This window comes from Ensifer adhaerens (genome assembly GCF_028993555.1).
In the GTDB taxonomy this organism is placed as follows: Bacteria; Pseudomonadota; Alphaproteobacteria; order Rhizobiales; family Rhizobiaceae; genus Ensifer; species Ensifer adhaerens_I.
The window spans coordinates 2,101,476-2,119,969 of the sequence record NZ_CP118611.1; the positions used below are offsets into that span (position 1 = coordinate 2,101,476).

14 protein-coding genes are annotated in these 18,494 nt (G+C 63.2%); 3 read left to right on the top strand and 11 right to left on the bottom strand.

The features are described from left to right. Position 1 precedes the first annotated feature (1 nt). From PWG15_RS29675 to PWG15_RS29725, 11 genes are all read right to left on the bottom strand, one after another. The gene (locus tag PWG15_RS29675; protein WP_275025116.1) at positions 2–1,543 is read right to left on the bottom strand and encodes an MFS transporter; all 1,542 of its coding nucleotides are present in this window, start codon (positions 1,541–1,543) and stop codon (positions 2–4) included. Then, positions 1,540–1,995, bottom strand: a complete 456-nt coding sequence (locus tag PWG15_RS29680) for a DoxX family protein (protein WP_275025117.1) — start codon at positions 1,993–1,995, stop codon at positions 1,540–1,542. Before PWG15_RS29680 ends, PWG15_RS29675 begins: the two co-directional genes overlap by 4 nt. Positions 1,996–2,042: 47 nt before the next feature. Continuing rightward, on the bottom strand, positions 2,043–2,255 hold the full coding sequence (locus tag PWG15_RS29685; RefSeq protein ID WP_275025118.1) for a hypothetical protein: 213 nt from the start codon (positions 2,253–2,255) through the stop codon (positions 2,043–2,045). Positions 2,256–2,277: 22 nt separating this feature from the next. Continuing rightward, positions 2,278–4,260 carry an amidohydrolase gene (locus PWG15_RS29690; protein WP_275025119.1) on the bottom strand — a complete coding sequence of 661 codons (1,983 nt, stop codon included), beginning with the start codon at positions 4,258–4,260 and terminating at the stop codon, positions 2,278–2,280. Continuing rightward, positions 4,260–4,553, bottom strand: a complete 294-nt coding sequence (locus PWG15_RS29695; protein ID WP_275025120.1) for a XapX domain-containing protein — start codon at positions 4,551–4,553, stop codon at positions 4,260–4,262. Before PWG15_RS29695 ends, PWG15_RS29690 begins: the two co-directional genes overlap by 1 nt. An 84-nt stretch (positions 4,554–4,637) precedes the next feature. Further along, positions 4,638–5,288, bottom strand: a complete 651-nt coding sequence (locus PWG15_RS29700; RefSeq protein WP_275025121.1) for a hydrolase — start codon at positions 5,286–5,288, stop codon at positions 4,638–4,640. A gap of 144 nt (positions 5,289–5,432) precedes the next feature. Then, positions 5,433–6,341 carry a helix-turn-helix domain-containing protein gene (locus PWG15_RS29705; RefSeq protein ID WP_275025122.1) on the bottom strand — a complete coding sequence of 303 codons (909 nt, stop codon included), beginning with the start codon at positions 6,339–6,341 and terminating at the stop codon, positions 5,433–5,435. A gap of 227 nt (positions 6,342–6,568) precedes the next feature. Then, the gene (locus PWG15_RS29710; protein ID WP_275025123.1) at positions 6,569–7,477 is read right to left on the bottom strand and encodes a helix-turn-helix domain-containing protein; all 909 of its coding nucleotides are present in this window, start codon (positions 7,475–7,477) and stop codon (positions 6,569–6,571) included. Positions 7,478–7,611: 134 nt separating this feature from the next. Further along, entirely contained in the window at positions 7,612–8,502 is an 891-nt protein-coding gene (locus tag PWG15_RS29715; RefSeq protein ID WP_275025124.1) for a helix-turn-helix domain-containing protein, read from the bottom strand. Further along, complete coding sequence (locus tag PWG15_RS29720; protein WP_275025125.1) at positions 8,499–8,705, bottom strand: hypothetical protein; 207 nt, start codon at positions 8,703–8,705, stop codon at positions 8,499–8,501. Before PWG15_RS29720 ends, PWG15_RS29715 begins: the two co-directional genes overlap by 4 nt. 151 nt (positions 8,706–8,856) lie before the next feature. Continuing rightward, a complete protein-coding gene (locus tag PWG15_RS29725) occupies positions 8,857–11,097 on the bottom strand; it encodes an aq_1923 C-terminal domain (RefSeq protein ID WP_275025126.1) in 2,241 nt (746 codons plus the stop codon). Positions 11,098–11,539: 442 nt separating this feature from the next. Between PWG15_RS29725 and katG the strand changes: the two genes are divergently transcribed. The 3 genes from katG (at position 11,540) to PWG15_RS29740 (ending at position 18,474) form a co-directional block, all read left to right on the top strand. Further along, complete coding sequence (katG, locus tag PWG15_RS29730; RefSeq protein WP_275025127.1) at positions 11,540–13,747, top strand: catalase/peroxidase HPI; 2,208 nt, start codon at positions 11,540–11,542, stop codon at positions 13,745–13,747. A gap of 422 nt (positions 13,748–14,169) precedes the next feature. Continuing rightward, positions 14,170–15,282 carry an efflux RND transporter periplasmic adaptor subunit gene (locus PWG15_RS29735; RefSeq protein ID WP_275025128.1) on the top strand — a complete coding sequence of 371 codons (1,113 nt, stop codon included), beginning with the start codon at positions 14,170–14,172 and terminating at the stop codon, positions 15,280–15,282. Between the two features lie 3 nt (positions 15,283–15,285). Beyond that, positions 15,286–18,474: an efflux RND transporter permease subunit gene (locus PWG15_RS29740; protein ID WP_275025129.1), complete on the top strand. Its 3,189-nt coding sequence runs from the start codon at positions 15,286–15,288 to the stop codon at positions 18,472–18,474. Positions 18,475–18,494 lie beyond the last annotated feature (20 nt).

Genomic DNA, 18,494 nt, shown 5'->3' on the forward strand with positions numbered 1-18,494 from the left:
GTCAACCGAGATGCGGTCGGTTGATCGCGAGAAGGTGGTGTACGACCGGCGCCGCCGGCCCTTTGTGAAAGCGACGAACGTCTTCCTGGATATCGGCATCGGCCTTGGACACGCGCTTGTGCTGGCGCAGATGTTCGGCCCAGGACTCGACCATGAACCACTCCACCATGCGGCCGGTGTCCGCGGCGTCCTCGGTCACGCCCCAGCCATAGGCTCCGTCACGGCGACGCTCATGCGACAGGCGGGCAAGCGCCTTCAGGAATTCCGAGCGATCCACCTTGTCGACCGTGTACTCGATCAGCACGAGCACGGGTCCGCGGTCGTGTTCGACCGGCTCGCTGGTCAGCGGCTCCGGCCAATGGTTGGAAGGGATGAGGTCCGCCTCGCCCTTCGGCAATTTCATGGCGTGGAAGACGACGCCGACGCAGAGAAGGCCAATAGCCGCCACTGCCAGGGTGAAGGGCACGCCGATCGCCTCTGCGATGGCGCCCCAGGCCAGGCTGCCTCCGGTCATGGCCCCGTTGAAGACGGTGAGGTAGACGGCGAGCGTGCGTCCGCGCACCCAGTTGGGAAGAATGGCCTGCGCGGTGCTGTTCAAGGTCGTCAGCGCCGTGATCCAGGCGGCACCGCAAACGAGCAGCACGACGACTGCCACCCATTGCGCCGGCGCCAATGAGAGCACGCCCATCACCGCGGCCGTCAACACCGCGGACAGCAAGAGGAGCCCGTCGGCATCCATCCGTGCGCGCAGGCGTGGCATCACCAGCGCGCCGCCGAGAAGCTGGCGGGCGACCAACGGCAAGAGAGCCCAGATCGCACTCGAAAAGGCGAAGAACACGGCAGCACGCAAAAGGACCACGTGCAGCTCGTGGCTGGCGCGTGCGTAGCGCAGGCCCGCCCGGAAGGCGCCAAAGAAACGTTCCGCGAGAACGTCGTCCTCCGATAGCGTGCGCCGCCACCACAGGAGCGCCGCGATCACGAAGACATAGCTGATGACATCGACGCCGTAGGTGACGGCTGCGCCGAACGAGGCGAGCAGCAGGCCGCCAAGCGCCGGACCGATCGCACGGGCGATGTTGATGCCGAGCGAATTCAGCGCCACGGCACCCTTGACGTCCTGCCTCGAGACGAGCTCAGGCACGATCGCCTGCCAGGTGGGTGCGACCAGGGCCGCCCCTATGCCGCCGACGAAGGTGAGTGCAATCAGCGAACTGACGGACTGCAGGCCCGTGGCGGAAAGAAACAGCAGGCAGAGGCTTGTGGCTGCGAGCAGCAACTGCACCACGATCAGGAACTTGCGCCGATCGAGGATATCCGAGAGAACGCCTGCGGGAATGGCAAGCAGGAAGATCGGCAGTGTCGCTGCCGCCTGGACCGTGGAAACGGCGGCCGGTGTCGCCGACAGGTCGGTGACGAGCCAGGAGCTGGCGACATCGCGGATGAAGCTGCCGGTATTGCCGATGACCGTCGCCACCCACAGGACCGCAAAAACTTTCTGCCGCAGCGGCGCAAACGTCCCCGTGCCCTCTTTCGCTGCCGTCATTGCCCAGCCCTTCCTGCGGCCCGTTCAAGAAGATCGTAGCAGGCGACGAGCAGGAAGGCACCGCTGAGGCCGATATGTTCGAAGAAGCCGTTCGTCGCCATCGCACGTTCCATGCCGGGCGGAAGCTCCCAGAAGCGAAATGCGAGAAAGGTAGCGGCGAGTGTGAAGGCCGCAAGCGCGCCGGCAGCCGCCCAGCGATAGAGACCTGTGAGAATGAGGGCCGACATCAGAAGCTCGAAAACAATGACCCCGACGGCAAAGAGCGGCGCCGGATGCAGGCCAAAATGATCCATCTCGGCAAGCGCACCCGGAAAGTCGAAGATCTTCGTCAGCGGTCCCTGGATATAGGCCGAGCAAAGCGCCAGCAGGCCGACGAAGACGATCCACCGGTTGGTGAGCACCGGTCGCAGGCGGGCGGCAAGATTGTTTTCGAGAGAAGACAGGCTCGGCATTTTGGTTCCTTGTCAGATGGTCGGCTTAACGGGCGGCCAAGCCGTCCTCATCGCGTTTGCGGCCATTTCGAGTTGCTGAACGCGGTCCGGGATATGCCTTTGTAATAGGCACCCGCCTTCGCTGGCGATTGGTTCACCACGACCTTCGCCCAGGAGGGGCGCTTGCTATCCTTTGCAGGTGCACCATCGCCGCCGAGTGCGGCCGACGACGTGATCAGGATGGAGGCTGCCAACGCGGCGGCGCCGACGATCGTTTTCATCTTGTGTCTCCTTCCGCAGTCGTCACACGGCCCAGCAGGAGCAGCCGAGTGCGCCGAAGAAGCCCTTGAGATCGGCGATCGGCAGCTTTGACGTCCAGGCGCCGGCATGGTCGTGGCCATGCACGCCGCAATTGCTGGCGCAGCCGCAGGTCGTGATCGCCGTGCGCCGGAGCGAGTTCTTGCCGGCGCCATCGGGCTCGCCCCAGGCGGCATAGCCGCCGAAGGTGCGGACCGGCGACCAGTCGGGCATCGCCGGCGGCACCGGGTTGTCGTCGTGGGCGGCAAAGTCGCCAGCCGCATAGACGACCTTGCCGCCGACAACAGTCAGTTCCGAGGTCAGGAACGAGATCTCGTCCTCTGGGCAGGTGAAATAGTCCTTGTTCGGCACGATCAGGTCGGCAAACTGCCCCTTCTCGATCCGGCCCTTCTTGCCTTCTTCGTTGGAAAACCACTGCACCTTCTCGGTCCACATCCGAAGCGCCGTCTCGCGATCGAGGCAATTGGCGCGCGGATAGAGCTGCAGGCCGCCGACGGTCTTGCCGGTCACCATCCACGACAGCGAGACCCAGGGGTTGTAGGAGGCGACCCGGGTGGCATCGGTGCCGGCCGACACGTTGACGCCCTTCTCCAGCATGCGGCTGATCGGTGGCGTCGCTTCCGCCACCCCGTGGCCGTAGCGTTCGACGAAATATTCGCCCTGGTAGGCCATGCGGTGCTGGGTGGCGATGCCGCCGCCCAGCGCGGCAATCCGGTCGATCGAGCGGTCGGAGATCGTCTCGGCATGGTCGAAGAACCAGTTCAGGCCTTCGAGCGGGATGTCCTTGTTGACCTTCTCGAAGACGTCGAGCGCGCGGCTGATGGTCTCGTCATAGGTGGCATGCAGCCGCCAGGGCCAGCGGTTCTCGGCCAGGACCCGGACGACCTCCTCGAGCTCGCCCTCCATCTCCGGCGCCATCTCGGGCCGCGGCTGGCGGAAGTCCTCGAAGTCGGCGGCCGAAAACACCAGCATCTCGCCGGCACCGTTGTGGCGGAAGTAGTCGTTGCCCTGCTTGTATTTGACCGAGGCGGTCCAGTGGAGGAAGTCCTCCTTCTCCTCCTTCGGTTTCTGGGTGAAGAGGTTGTAGGCCAGGCGAACGGTCAGCTGATTGTCATCCGAGAGCTTCTGGATGACGGCATAATCGTCCGGATAGTTCTGGAAGCCACCACCGGCGTCGATGACGCTGGTGATGCCGAGCCGGTTGAGTTCGCGCATGAAGTGGCGGGTGGAATTGACCTGGTAGTCGAAGGGCAGTTTCGGTCCCTTGGCGAGCGTCGAATAGAGGATGCCGGCATTGGGTTTGGCCAAGAGCAGACCGGTCGGGTTGCCGTTGGCATCGCGGGTGATCTCGCCGCCCGGCGGGTTCGGCGTGTCCCTGGTGTAGCCGACCGCCCTCAGGGCGGCGCCATTCAGGAGCGCCCGGTCATAGAGATGCAGCAGGAACACCGGCGTGTCGGGGGCGATCGCATTGATCTCGTCGATCGTCGGCAGCCGCTTTTCGGCAAACTGGTGTTCGGTAAAGCCGCCGACGACGCGCACCCATTGCGGTGCCGGCGTGATCGCCACCTGCCGCTTCAGCATCGCCATCGCATCGGCAAGCGAGCGCACGCCGTCCCAGCGCAGCTCCATGTTGAAGTTGAGGCCGCCGCGCACGACGTGGGTGTGGTTGTCGTTGAGACCCGGCAGAACGCGCTTGCCCTTGAGGTCGATCACCTTGGTATCCGACCCGGCCAGCGCCATGATCGTCCGCTCGTCGCCGACGGCCAGGAACTTCCCGTCCTTGATGGCCACGGCGCTGGCCGTCGGATGGCTGCGGTCAAGCGTGGTGAAAAGGCCATTGTGCAGGATGAGATCGGGCGTCATCGAGGTATCTCCGGTCTGTTGGGCGCCAGCGGTGCGGGCCGTCGAAAAAAGAGCAGGCAGGGCAAGCGACGATGCCGCGCCGAGGAAGGAGCGTCGTGTCGGCATCATCCTGCCTTTTCATCGTTGATGGCCGCATCCTTCGCCTTGCTGGCGGTGGCCTGTGCGCCGCCCGGCAGCTGGCCGAACATGTGCGGCATGCACTGCAGATTGAACCAGCTGAGATTGACCGGTTCGCCCGACAGGGCGCGCTTGACCAGCGGCACCGATTGCTCGCCGATGAGGATGCCGAGCAGGCCGACCAGGGCGATGACCGGCGGCGCCGGCGAGCGGACGTTCAAGAGAGAATAGATGATGCCGACAAGCAGTCCGGCTCCGAGCGAGAGAAGGTACATCTTCATCGCCAACTCCTTCACGAATAACAGTGCCGCCCCGGTCGCCTTACGCACGGCCAGAGCGATAATCTAGGGCACGGCAGCCCCGTGTCAGTGCCCTTCGGAGGCGCCGAACATCGACTTGGCGTAGATGATGCCGAGGCCATAGGCGCCGCCGAACTTCCTGGCGATGCCGGTGGTCATCTCGTAGGTCTCGGTGCGGGCCCAGTCGCGCTGAAGCTCGAGCATGTACTGCAGCGCGGTCATCGGCCGGACGCCGGCCTGCACCATGCGGTCCATCGCCCGCTCATGCGCCTCGTCGGAGACGTCTCCGCAGGCGTCAGCAATGACATAGACTTCAAAACCCTGGTCGAGCGCCGACAGCGTCGGGCCGACGATGCAGACCGAGGTCCACAGCCCGCACATCACGAGGCGCTTCTTGCCGATGCGGTTGACCTCATCGATGACGGCGGCGTCTTCCCAGGTGTTCATCGAGGTACGGTCCAGAAGCTTCTGGCCCGGGAAGGCGTCAGTGATCTCGGAGAACATCGGACCGGAGAAGGTCTTCTCTGCAACGGTGGTGAGAATGGTCGAAACGCCGAAGCCGGCGGCCGCGTTGGCGACCAATGCCGCGTTGTTGCGCAGGAGCACCGCATCGATCGACTTGGTCGCAAACGACATCTGCGACTGGAAATCGATCATGATCAAGGTGTGATCCTTGGGCGAGACGAGGAGCTTGCCGGGGGTCGCAGTTGCGGACATGGTCGTGGCCTCTTCTGTTGAAACTCGCTCCGATCGGAGAGGCTCAACTATGACGCCGACGGCGCTCCCGTTCTTGTCGCCAAAGGTGGATTTTTGAAAATTTCGCTCGCCACGCCAGGGCAGCACGCGTGTACATTCAGAGGGTTACGACTGCCGGCTGCGCCGCCACTGGCGCGGCGTGGCCCCTGCCGCCTGTACGAAGGCTCGGGTAAAATGGCTCTGATCCGAGAAGCCGCAGGTGGTGGCGATCTCGCTCAGCGACGTGGGAGAGAACTGCAGCAGGTCCTTGGCCTTTTCGATCCTTTGCTGCAGCAGCCAGCGGTAGGGCGTGCTACCCATGGTCTCGCGAAAGGCACGAAGAAAAGCGGCCTGCGAAAGGTTGCAGGTCGAGGCCAGTTCCTCGACCGTGAGCTCGCCATCAAGGCGGGCTTGCACCAAATCGCGGATCTTTGCCCGGCAGCGCTGCGAGAGCCTTCGCCCTCCAGCCAAGCTATCGCTGCGGCCATTGCCGTACTGCCGCACCATATGCACGCCGATTGCTACCGAAAGCTGGTCGACGAAAAGGGCGCTGCGATCCGTGTGCCCGTCCACCGAGGCAAACAGGGCGCCGAGCATGCCGCCGAGAACAGGATCGGGCGAGCCGGAAATGGACCGCAGCTCACTGACACCCGTGACATTGGCCGCATCCGCAATGCGCTCAAGCGCACCGTGGCCGATTTCAACCAAGGTGAAGTCGAAAGACCCTTTCAGATCCGCCTTGTAGTCGTCGGCGAAGTTCCTGACGTAGACCGAGTTTTGGCCGAACTCCTGGATCGCCGAATGGTGCTCCCCGAAAATCCGGCGGCTATGACCGCCTGCAAGCGAAAGACCGACCAGATAACCCCGCCCGTTTCCAGGCGTCGCGACCCTGCCCGGCGGCCCCGATGCCGATCGCTTGCGATGGAAGACCATGTCGCGGCCTTCGATCGTCCTGTTGTCATCGAGCTGGTCTAGCGAGCATCCAAGGCTATCGCGCGGTCGCGTTCGGTCTGAGGGAGCGGAGGCATCAGTCATCGTCTTCGCTCCTGTGTATAGGGATCACGCGCCAAGGCTTCCCGTCATGACGATGAACGCAAAGGGTGCGGATCGCGGCACGCATCGGAAACGTGCACGCAATTCACTCTCGCATTCACCAAATCGTTTGCAGGAGCGCCCCTATGATTGCCCCGATCGCCGCATCATTCTTGCACGATTTTCATGTGTTTTGAAAATATTGCATGAGGGCGCGCCCTCTTTCCACGCTATTGCTGAGATCGATCCACTGCCAGCCCGATGGAGCGGTTCTTTTTCCTGAAACGCGCGGGCGTTTCCGCTGTCTGGCTGGTGAACACCCGGGTCATGTGGCTCTGGTCGGCAAAACCGCAGTGGATCGCGATCTCGGCAAGCGGGGTGTCCTGAAGCAGACACTCCTTGACCCGCGCAATCCGGTATTCGGTCAGCCACCTGGACGGCGTGCGACCGAAGCTCTCCTTGAAGGCCTTGTTGAAATAGCTTCGCGAGAGCTCGCACTGGGCGGCGAGATCGCCGATCGAAAACGCCTTGTTGAAGTGTGCGACCAGAAACTCCGTCGCCAGCCTCTCCTGCCATGGCGCCAGCGTACCCTTCTTGTCGACAGGGAAATGCAAGCCGCCATAGGTCTGGCTGAGATGCGCCAGTGCGGCAAGGTTGATCTGTTCGACGAAAAGCAGATTGGCCCGATCAGGCTCGTCGAGCGAGGGCAGCAGCGCCTGCGCGAGGCCGAACATCACCGGATCCACGCGGCCCTGCACGGGAGACAGTGACACATACTCGCCGCGTCCGGCCCTTTCGGTGAAGGCCCGCATGCAGGCAAATGGAATGTGGAAGCGGACATTGTCGAAAGGCGACAGATGGTGGCACTGCCATTGGTCCCGTAGGTCGGTGATCGCGAGCGATGCCCTGGAGTGCCCTCCCTCATAGACAAGCTCGCCGCGCCGCCACAGGCGGTGCGCGTCGAAGTCACGCATCTGGACGATGACATTGAAGGCGTCGGCGACCGGGATAAGCGGCCCGAGTTCCAGATCGAAGCGATCCGAAGAGGTTCTCGTTATGGTGATATCGCCCGCGCTGATCCTTTTGACAGTGGGGGGCGGTGTACGCTCGTCTGCGCTCAGTCCCGCTTGTGAGGCCATCGGTCAGGGTCTCCCGATATCCGGCTCAGCCTCCCGCTTTGGCGGCCGGGCAAATGCTACAACGGTTGGCGGTCGCAAGACAGCGGCAAATCTCACGGTGCATCGCGGGGCTCCACAGGTCAACATCGCTTCCCTCACTGCAGCCAGCGCGCGCGCCAGACGGCTGGCGTCACTCCCGTCACCTCGCGAAAGGCTTCAATGAAACGCACTTCGTCGGCATAGCCGCAACGGGCGGCGGTTTTGGCCAGCGACCACCCCTCCTCGATGAGGTAGCGTTTGGCCCGGCCGATCCTGTACCGCATCAGCCACTCCTCCGGCGCCTGCCCGGTCACGGATGCAAAGGCCGCGGCAAAAGCGTCCTCAGACAGGTTCGCGGCCGTCGCCGCAGCCGCAAACGAAAAGTCCTTGGCCCAATGGTCGATCATGAAGTCCTTGGCCGCCTTCTCCTGCCACACGGACAGATCGGGGCTGCCGGATGCATTGGCACGATCCGGATAGGAGTGCAGGAGATGCGCGCAGATGGCGACAGCGATATGCCGCAGCACCGGCCCCGGTTCATTCTCGCTGTCGGCGAGAAGCGGCAGCAGCGCCAAGGCAAGATTGTGCATGACGTCGTCGCTCTCGCCGCGGCGGCACCTGAGACCGGTGGCAGCCGGAGCGTGCGAGAACCCGGAGACTTCGCGAAACAAGGCCCGCGGCAGGTGGAAGGCGAGTGAATCGAGATCGCTGACAAGTCGGATACTGGCACCCTGGACGAGATCGACGAGGCAGATCGACCCCTGCCGGTAGCGGCGAATTTCATTCTCGTTTCCGCCCGGCACCACGTCGCAATGCATGACATCCTTGAAATAGAACATCAGGAAATAGGCGTCGTCGGCGGGAAGGGAAACGACGCGGCTCAATGCGCCATCCAGCCGGCATTGCAGACGCGTCACCGAAAACCGGGCGTCACGGACGGGCCGAACCGTGAGAAACGGCGCCTTCGGCTCGCCAAAACACGCTCCAATGCCATTCGGTTCTGTCATAGGCCGCCGTCCACCCTCGCCTCCCGACGATGGAGTTCATCCTTCGCGTGGAATCTGCCTGGATGCAGGATCGATGCGATGACGAATGCACTGGCGATCATCTCGCCGTTGCCATCCATGTCGGGGCAAACATGCGGCGAACCGCGACAAATTTCTTGCATGCTTTGCTCACATTTGGCCGCAAACGACTCTGTTTTGACCATGCTGGTTCTGCGTTCGCCGATCGCACAGTGCTTACGGGGCCTCAGCTTGATTGTCCCGCGGGGGCAAACGGCCGATGCCCGAAGGTGCTGCAGCAGTTCTCACAGCCAGACGTGATGCGGGCCACGTCAGCTGACGCGGCCCGCAATCGATTTACTGTGCTGCGGCTTCGAGATCGACCTTGTCGAGCAGAAGCGCCGGATTTTCGGCGGCCCCCATCAGCTCGAGTGCACCAATCCCGGCTTCATCCTTGGCCTTGACCTTCAGGGTGAAGGCGCCCGGTTTGCTGATGAACTGTGTAAACGCAGTTGCGACGTCCTGCAGCTTCGGCTGTGTGGCCGCAAAATGCTGCACGCCTGCGCTCGTCATCAGTACGAGGAGACCGCGAACGCTGTCCTCGGTCATGTGATTGTCCTCGGCATAGAGCTTGATGCCCTTGGCGAGGATGCCCTTGTCTTCGAGCTTGAGCGTGGCTTCCCGGGCCGTCAGGCCGAAGAGCGCCACCTGGGCAGCGGTCATGTCGCCGGAGAAGAAATCCTTGCTGGCGCCGCCCATCTGGCCGGAGAAGGAGAAGCTGCCCATGTCCTTGCCGTTCAAGGAGATATCCTTGATGACGAGGTTCTCGTTCGGCTCATCCCAGGCAAGCTCGACGTTGGAAGAGAATACCAGCTTGTCGAAGCCCAGCTTGCGCAGCGTCGCGAAGCCTTCCTCCTGTGTGTCGGCCGGAATCGGCACACTGAGATCGCGATAGCTGACGCGCACATCCGTCGGGATACCGTTGCGCAGCTTGGTCAGGGCGAGTTCGTAATTGTCGAGCGTGAAGCGTACGCGTTCCGGAACGGAAGGCACGGCAGCCTGCTCGACCGGCGCTTCGGCCATCGGATCGTCCTGGGCATCGGCCGGGACCTCTGCCTCGGAGGCGGCATCGCCATCCGTCGAGGCATCAGCATCGGTTGAGGCAGCGGCATCGGAGGCGGCATCACCATCGGTTGCCGCATCCGGCGCCGGCTCGGCGCTGACCGACGGATCCGCCTCGCTTTCGGTGGTGGCCTGATCGTCTTCGCCAGTTTCGCTGTCGGTCAAGCTTGTCGGCGCACTGCCGGGCATGTCGACATCCAGTCCGGCAATACGGATCGTTCCGAATTCCGGCATCAGCGTGGTGAAGGGGAAGGTCTCGAACTCTTCCTCTTTCAGGCCCGCCAGCTTCGTGAGCGCCTCCATGGTCGGAGCCCAGGAGAAACCCTTGATGCTCGCTTCGCCGATCTTGACGTAGTCTGCGCCTTCTCCCGCGGAAAGACCGTGCAGGGCACCGTCGAAGCTGCGGCCATCGAGCTGCATCGCCATCTTGTCGACGGCGAGCTTGATCGTCTTGCCTTCCTCTTCGCTGTTCTGGTCCGGTACTTCCATCTTGAGGCCGAGCAGCTCGATGTCGCCGCTGCCGATCATGTCGACAACCGAGAGGATGCGCTTGAAGAATGCCTGCCGCTCCTCGGGAGGCAGCGCTTCGGGGTCCGTCACCCCTTGCAGCTTCTCCAAGGTTTCCAGCAACGGCTCGGCCGGCATGCGCGCGCTGAAGCCCTTGCTGCGCACTTCGTCATAACCGAACTGCGCCTTGCCGTCGGAGAAGGTAAGGTTTTTCGCCGACATCGGACCATAGAGCAGCTTTGCTTCCATGTCGTCCGGGCCGGCCTTTTCCGTGTAGATCCGCACCATATAGGCCGCGTCGAAGTTCTCGCCCGCCACAGCCCCGATCGAGCCGTTCATCTGCTCGCGCTTCGTCGCGCCTTCTCCGTCTGGAACATCCATGGCAAAGGCGAAGCTTGCGCCACTCGCAGAGTAACGAGCAACGCGGCCTCCGGCGATGTCCTCGAGAGCCAGGTCCTTGTAAACCGTCTTCTGCTCGGTGCCGGCCACGTCCTGGCTGATGGATGCCTCCGGAGCCGAAATCCGCTTTGCGGCAAAGCGTTCAATGCGCTTCAGTGTCGTCAGTTCACCCTGATCGCCTGCCTTGGAAAGCGCGCCTGCGAAGAAGTCCGGCTCTTCGATGACCGCATGCGGCACGGAGAACTTGCCGGCGGCGATGTCGAGCTCAAGGCCCTTCACATCAAGCTTGCCGCTCAGGAAGAAGATCTTTGGCCGGCCATCGATGGCGGCGACCTGAACCCGGGCGCCATTGGCGAAGGGCAGAGTCACGTTACGCAGATGAATTCGGCCAAGGAAATCCGCCTCGACGGAGCCCGCCTTGCCGCCGCGCTCGGCGATGAACTTGTCGACCGTTCTTTCGAGCATGAACTTGCCGCCGACGACGCCGGCAGCTGCGATCGCGATTACCGCGACGGCCGCCCAAAGCGCTTTGCGACGGCCCTTGCCGGCCCCAATTTCTGTCTCAGCCACGATGTCTGTCCTTTCACCACGCGAAAAAATGGAAAAGCTCTTCGAGTCTTTGCGGGTGTGACTAACCATTGGCGCTTTCTTCCGCAAGTTTGGCGGGAGTGCAGTGCACCAATATTCTTGTATGGGCTGCAATCGGCAAAGCGCTCGCGCGTCATCAAAGATGCATACAGGGCTGCAAGCATGCGCTTGTTGCCCCGCCGTCCATTAGCCATAGGATCGTCTTATCGTCATCATCAGGAAATCCAACTTAAATTAATGAAACCACTTTGATAGAGTCGCCGACGCAATGAGGGAGACGCAGCCAGTGGCGAGACCGCTTCGCGGAACGACAACCACCGACGGCACAAAGAATGCCGCAAGCCGGGCCCGGCGCATCGCTGGCCCGCACAGCCCGCCTTTCCTCTGATCCGCACAATTCACGTCATCGCAAAGGGAGATAGAAATGGACGCGAAAGCCGACAAGACGGGCAAATGTCCCGTTATGCACGGAGCGCAGACGAGCGCTCAATCCGCCGGCACCTCGAACCGTGACTGGTGGCCGAACCAGCTCAACCTGAGGATCCTGCACCAGAATTCCTCTCTTTCCGACCCGATGGGCGAAGCCTTCAACTATGCCGAGGCGTTCAAGAAGCTCGACCTGCAAGCGCTGAAGGACGACCTCAAGGCGCTGATGACCGATTCGCAGGACTGGTGGCCGGCCGACTTCGGCCATTACGGCCCGCTGTTCATCCGCATGGCTTGGCACAGCGCCGGCACCTACCGCACTGGCGACGGCCGCGGTGGCGCGGGTGCCGGGCAGCAGCGCTTCGCGCCGCTCAACAGCTGGCCGGACAATGTCAATCTCGACAAGGCGCGCCGGCTTCTCTGGCCGATCAAGCAGAAATACGGCAACAGCATTTCCTGGGCCGACCTGATGATCCTGACCGGCAACGTCGCGCTCGAATCGATGGGCTTCAAGACCTTCGGCTTCGCCGGCGGCCGTCCCGATGTCTGGGAGCCGGAGGAAGACATCTACTGGGGCACGGAAAAGATCTGGCTCGACGACAAGCGCTATTCCGGCGACCGGGATCTCGAAAACCCGCTCGCGGCGGTGCAGATGGGCCTGATCTACGTCAATCCGGAAGGCCCGAACGGCAACCCGGATCCGCTCGCTGCCGCAAGGGACATTCGCGAGACCTTCGCCCGCATGGCCATGAACGACGAGGAAACCGTCGCGCTGATCGCCGGCGGCCACACGTTCGGCAAGACCCATGGTGCTGGTGATGCCGCCAATGTCGGTCGCGAGCCGGAAGCGGCCGGCATCGAAGAACAAGGCCTCGGCTGGGCAAGCACCTACGGCAGCGGCCGTGGTGGCGACACCATCAGCAGTGGCCTTGAAGTGACCTGGACGACGACGCCGACCAAGTGGAGCAACAACTTCTTCTGGAACCTGTTCGGCTACGAATGGGAACTGACGAAGAGCCCGGCAGGCGCGCACCAGTGGACCCCGAAGCATGGCATGGGCGCCAATACTGTGCCGGATGCGCATGACAAGTCCAAGCGTCACGCCCCATCGATGCTGACGACCGACCTCGCGCTGCGCGTCGATCCGGCTTACGAAAAGATCGCACGGCATTTTTACGAGAACCCGGACGCCTTCGCAGACGCCTTCGCTCGCGCCTGGTACAAGCTGACCCATCGCGACATGGGCCCCCGTGCGCGCTATCTCGGCCCGGAGGTCCCGACCGAAGACCTGATCTGGCAGGATCCTGTTCCAGCCGTCGATCACCCGCTGATTGACGCTGCTGATATCGCCGACCTCAAGGCGAAGATCCTCGCCTCGGGCCTTTCGGTCTCCGAATTGGTCTCGACCGCCTGGGCCTCCGCCTCCACCTTCCGCGGCTCGGACAAGCGCGGCGGTGCCAACGGCGCCCGCATCCGCCTTGCGCCGCAGAAGGACTGGCAGGTCAACCAGCCGGGTGAACTCGCCAAGGTTCTGGAAGCGCTTGAGGGCATCCAGCAGGCCTTCAACGGCACCGCGACCGGCGGCAAGAAGGTGTCGCTCGCCGACCTGATCGTTCTCGGTGGCGCAGCAGCCATCGAAAAGGCTGCAAAGGCGGCCGGCCACGACGCCGAGGTTGCCTTCGCGCCCGGCCGCACGGATGCCACGCAGGAGCAGACGGATGTCGAATCCTTCGCGGTCCTCGAGCCGATCGCCGACGGCTTCCGCAACTACCAGAAGGGCCAGTACGCCGTCTCGCCCGAAGAGCTTCTGATCGACAAGGCACAGTTGCTGACGCTGACTGCGCCGGAAATGACGGTCCTCGTCGGGGGCCTGCGTGTCCTCGGCGCGAACCACGATGCGGCAAAGCACGGCGTCTTCACCGATCGCCCGGAAACGCTCAGCAATGACTTCTTCGTCAACCTGCTCGACATGGGCACGGCCTGGACGGCGACGTCGGATGCCAAGGACGTCTTCGAAGGTCGTGACCGCAAGACCGGCGACGTCAAGTGGACGGCGACCCGCATCGATCTCGTCTTCGGCTCGAACTCGCAACTGAGAGCCGTCGCCGAAGTCTATGGACAGGCGGATGCCAAGAAGAAGTTCGTGCGCGACTTCGTGGCGGCCTGGAACAAGGTGATGAACGCCGACCGCTTCGATCTCGTCTGAGATTCCGGTCTGGCTCCAACGCCGACTGCAGGTCCCGGCTTCGCGCCGGGACCTGTTCTTTGGCGATACCCGCGTGTGGCGCGTCACCTAAGGCTGCAAATCCGACCTCCTGGCCGCAGCGGCCAAGCACACGTTAAACGATCGCCGTCGAGCGATGGGGTCAACCGCTCCGCCACGATCCTCGCATTGGGGCGCACTTCCGCCTTCGTCTGGGCAAGCGGCACAAACCATTGCTTTTGTGACAAGTTCGCCTTCGTGGCGCCCGTCTGCTCCAAACCCGTCCCATTTATGTGGTCGACGCCTTATCAATCAAAAGTTGCGTGACTTGAGACAGATAACGTGTTCTGATTTCATCGCAATAAGGACGCCTGTCCAGGCGTACTGACATCATCTCAAGCTGTTTCGTTCAGGGGGAACGTTGCATGCCTCATACGAGAATCCGTGCAGCTTCAATCACATCAACGCTTCTGGTCGCAATTGGTCTCACAGCGCAGACGGCTCTTGCCCAGCAAGCTCCGGCCGTGGTCGTGGCGCCAGCCACGATTATGGATCTTCGTGAAAGTGTCGACCTGACCGGCAAGGTCACGGCTATCCAGAAGGTCGACATTCGGGCCCGCGTGTCGGGCTTCCTCGAAGCTGTCAACTTCACCGAGGGACAGAAGGTTACGGCGGGAACGGAGCTTTACCGCGTTGAGGATGGCGCCTATCGCGCTGCCGTCCAGGAAATCCAGGGGCAGATCGAGGCGGCCGAAGCCGCCAAGCAACTCGCTGTCCTCGAGCGCGATCGCGCCGATCAGTTGCTCACCACCAAGACCATCTCTCAGGCCAAAGTGGATCAGGCCAACGCCGAGGTCCAAAAGGCCGACGGCGACCTCGTACGCCTCAAGGGCAGCAAGGACAACGCCGACCTCAATCTCTCCTACACGAAGATCGTGGCCCCCTTCGACGGCATCATCGGGCTCACCGCCGCCGATGTCGGCGCGCTTGTCGGGCCGGACAGCGGGCCGCTGGTGACATTGACCCGGCTTGATCCCATCTATGTCCAGTTTCCGGTGGCGACCGCGCTCTATCTCACCTATCGCGAACGCGTTCTGAAGGGCGAGATCAGCGGCGGCGCCAATGTCGGGCTGGGGCTTCCGAACGGAACGGAGTACAAGCAGAAGGGCACGATCAACTTCATAGCCAGCAACGTCTCGCAAGGGACGGACACGGTGACCGTGCGTGCCGAATTCCCCAATCCGGACAGCATTTTGCTCGACGGCGCGCTGGTGCGGGTCGTCCTTGAACAATCCGACAAGCAGGATGTCCTTGCCGTTCCACAACAGGCGATCCAGCGCGATCAGCAGGGTGCTTTCGTGCTGGTCGTCGACGCCAGCTCCAAGGTGGAACTGCGCCGCGTCGATGTCGCGCGCAACACCCGCGGCCAGGCGGTCATCAGCAAGGGCCTCAAGGAAGGCGAGAACGTCATCACCGAAGGGGCAGGCAAGGTCCGACCCGGCATCACTGTCGATGCAGCCACGGCAGCAGGTGGCTGACCGATGATTTCAAAGATCTTCATCGATCGCCCGCGCTTCGCCACGGTCATTTCAATCGTGTTGACGCTGGCGGGTCTGCTGGCGCTCACCCGCCTGCCGATTGCCCAATTTCCGGACATCGTGCCGCCGCAAGTGAGCGTGACGGCAAGTTATCCCGGCGCCGGCGCCGACGTGGTCGAGACCACCGTCGCCCAGCCGATTGAGAGCAAGGTCGTCGGTGTCGACGACATGCTCTACATGAAATCGACGAGCGGCGCCGACGGGTCCTATACGCTCACCGTCACCTTCGCCGTCGGCACCGATCCGGATATCGCCACCGTCAACGTGCAGAATCGTGTATCGCTTGCTGAAGCCGGGCTGCCGTCCGAGGTCAAGCAGAGCGGCGTCAGCGTGCGCAAGAAGTCTTCCGCACTGATGCAGGTGATCACCATCTTTGCTGCGGACGAGAAGCAGAACTTCGACAGCCTGTTCCTGTCCAACTACGCCACGATCAACGTGCTCGACACGGTCAAGCGCGTGCCCGGCGTCGGTGACGCCCAGCTCTTCGGCGCGCAGGACTACTCCATGAGGGTCGTGCTCGACATCGACCGCATGACCAGCCTCGATCTGACGCCGACCGATGTGATCAACGCGCTGAAAGCGCAGAACGTCCAGGCCGCGATCGGCCGCATCGGCGCCCAGCCGATGACCGACGATCCGCTGTTCCAGCTCAATCTTCAAACGCAAGGTCGCCTCACCGATCCCAAGCAGTTCGAGGATGTGGTGCTGCGTGCAAGGCCCGATGGGTCCTATGTGCGCATCCGCGACGTCGCGCGTGTCGAGCTCGGCGCTGCCAGCTCGGATTCCAACGCCCGGATCAATGGCAAGCCTGTTGCCATGATCGGCACATACCAGGCGCCGGGCGCCAACGCGCTTGCCGCCGCCAAGGGCGTGCAGGAGGCGATGGAGCGGTTGTCGAAATCCTTTCCGCCGGGCCTGACCTATTCGGTATCCTACGACACGGCGCAGTTCGTCGAAGCCAGCGTCGACAACGTCGAGGAAACGCTGCTCGAGGCCTTCGTCCTCGTCATCCTCATCGTCTTCCTGTTCCTCGGAAACTGGCGGGCAACGCTGATCCCGCTTGTCGCCGTTCCGGTCGCGCTGATCGGCACCTTCGCCGTGCTGCTCGCCATGGGCTTCTCGCTCAACACCGTGTCGCTGCTCGCCCTGGTTCTGGCGATCGGCATCGTCGTCGACGACGCGATCGTGGTGGTCGAAAACGTCGAGCGGGTGATGGAGGAGAACCCCGGCCTTTCTGCGGCGGAAGCGGCGCGTCGCGCCATGGGCGAAATCACCGGCGCCATCGTTGCCATCACGCTCGTGCTTCTGTCGGTTTTCGTGCCGGTCGCCTTCATTCCGGGCTTGAGCGGTCAGTTGTTCCAGCAGTTCGCCGTCGCCGTCTCGGTGTCGATGGTGATCTCGGCGATCAACGCGCTGACGCTGAGCCCGGCGCTCTGCGCCGTGCTCCTGAAGCCGCATCACGGACCGAAGCGCGGCATCCTCGGCCTGATCTCGCGCACCATCGACAAAGGGCGTGACGGCTATGCCTTTGTCGCCGGGCACATCGCCCGGCGCGCGATCATCGGTCTCGTGCTTTTGGCGATCGCCTTCGTCGCAACCGGCTTCCTCTTCCGCGTCGTACCGACCGGCTTCCTGCCGGCGGAAGACCAGGGCGCGTTCTTCACCGAAATCCGCCTGCCGGAAGGGGCCTCGTACAACCGCACCGATGCGGTCGTGAAGCAAGTAGAGACGATGCTGGGCGGCATCGAAGGCGTTGCCAACGTGATCACCGTCACTGGCTACTCCTTCCTCGACGGCCTTTCCAAGTCCAACTCGGCCTTCGCCATCGTCACCATGAAGCCCTTCGCGGAGCGCCTGAGCGACGCTGCTGGCGTCGAGGCGGCGATCCGCACCACCATGGCCAAGGGACAGGCGATCCGCGGCGCGCAGATCTTCGCCTTCAACCTGCCGCCGATCATGGGTCTCGGCACCGGTTCGGGCTTCGAGTACCAGCTGCTCGACCTGCAGGGTCGTTCGGTCGCCGACCTCTCGGCAACCGCCGGCGGCCTCATCATCGCCGCGAACCAGAACCCTGCGCTCGGGCCGACCTTCACCACCTATTCGGCAAGTTCGCCCCAGCTCTATCTCGATATCGATCGCGACCGCCTGCAATCGCTCGGCGTCTCGGTCAGCGACCTCTTCACCACGCTGCAGGGCACGCTCGGCAGCTACTATGTCAACGACTTCAACCTTTTCGGCCGCACCTGGAAGGTGACGATGCAGGCCGCACAGGCGGACCGAAACGCCGTCGACGACATTCAGCGCCTGCACGTCCGCAACTCCAGCGGTGAAATGGTGCCGGTCGCCTCGGTCGCCAGGGTCGACTACATCGTCGGCCCGCAATCGATCGTACGCTACAACAACTATCGCTCGATCACGCTGAACGGCCAGCCGTCGGCAGGACATTCGTCCGGCGAGGCGCTTGCCGCCATGGAAGCGCTGTCGGCCTCGACGCTTCCGCCCGGCTACGGCTACGAATGGACCGGAACGGCGCTGCAGGAGCTGGAAGCGGCGGGCAAGACGACGGCGATCCTGGCGATGGCCGTGCTCTTTGCCTACCTCTTCCTGGTGGCGCTCTATGAAAGCTGGACGATCCCGGTACCGGTGCTGCTCTCGGTCTCCTTTGGCGTCTCGGGCGCGCTTCTGTCGGTGCTCGTCGCCGGGCTTTCCTTCGACATCTATGCCCAGATCGGCCTCGTCGTCTTGATCGCGCTTGCGTCAAAGAACGCGATCCTGATCGTCGAGTTCGCCAAGGCGCACCGCGAAGCGGGCGCACCGATCGTCGAGGCGGCAATCGAGGGCGCTCGCGCCCGCTTCCGGGCGGTCATGATGACAAGCTTCGCCTTCATCGTCGGCCTCATTCCGCTGGTGGTCGCCAAGGGCGCCGGCGAACTCAGCCGTCGCGCAGTCGGTACCGGCGTTGCCGGCGGCATGCTCGCCGCCGCCCTCGTCGGTATCTTCGTCATCCCGGCACTCTACGTCGCCTTCCAGTGGCTGCGCGAGCGTGGCCACAAGCTCGCCGGCATTTCGAAGCACCCGGCCCAGACAGAAGGTGCGACGGCAGAAGGCGCTGCGACGGACGGCAAGCCCTAGACACCGGCCGGTCACGGATA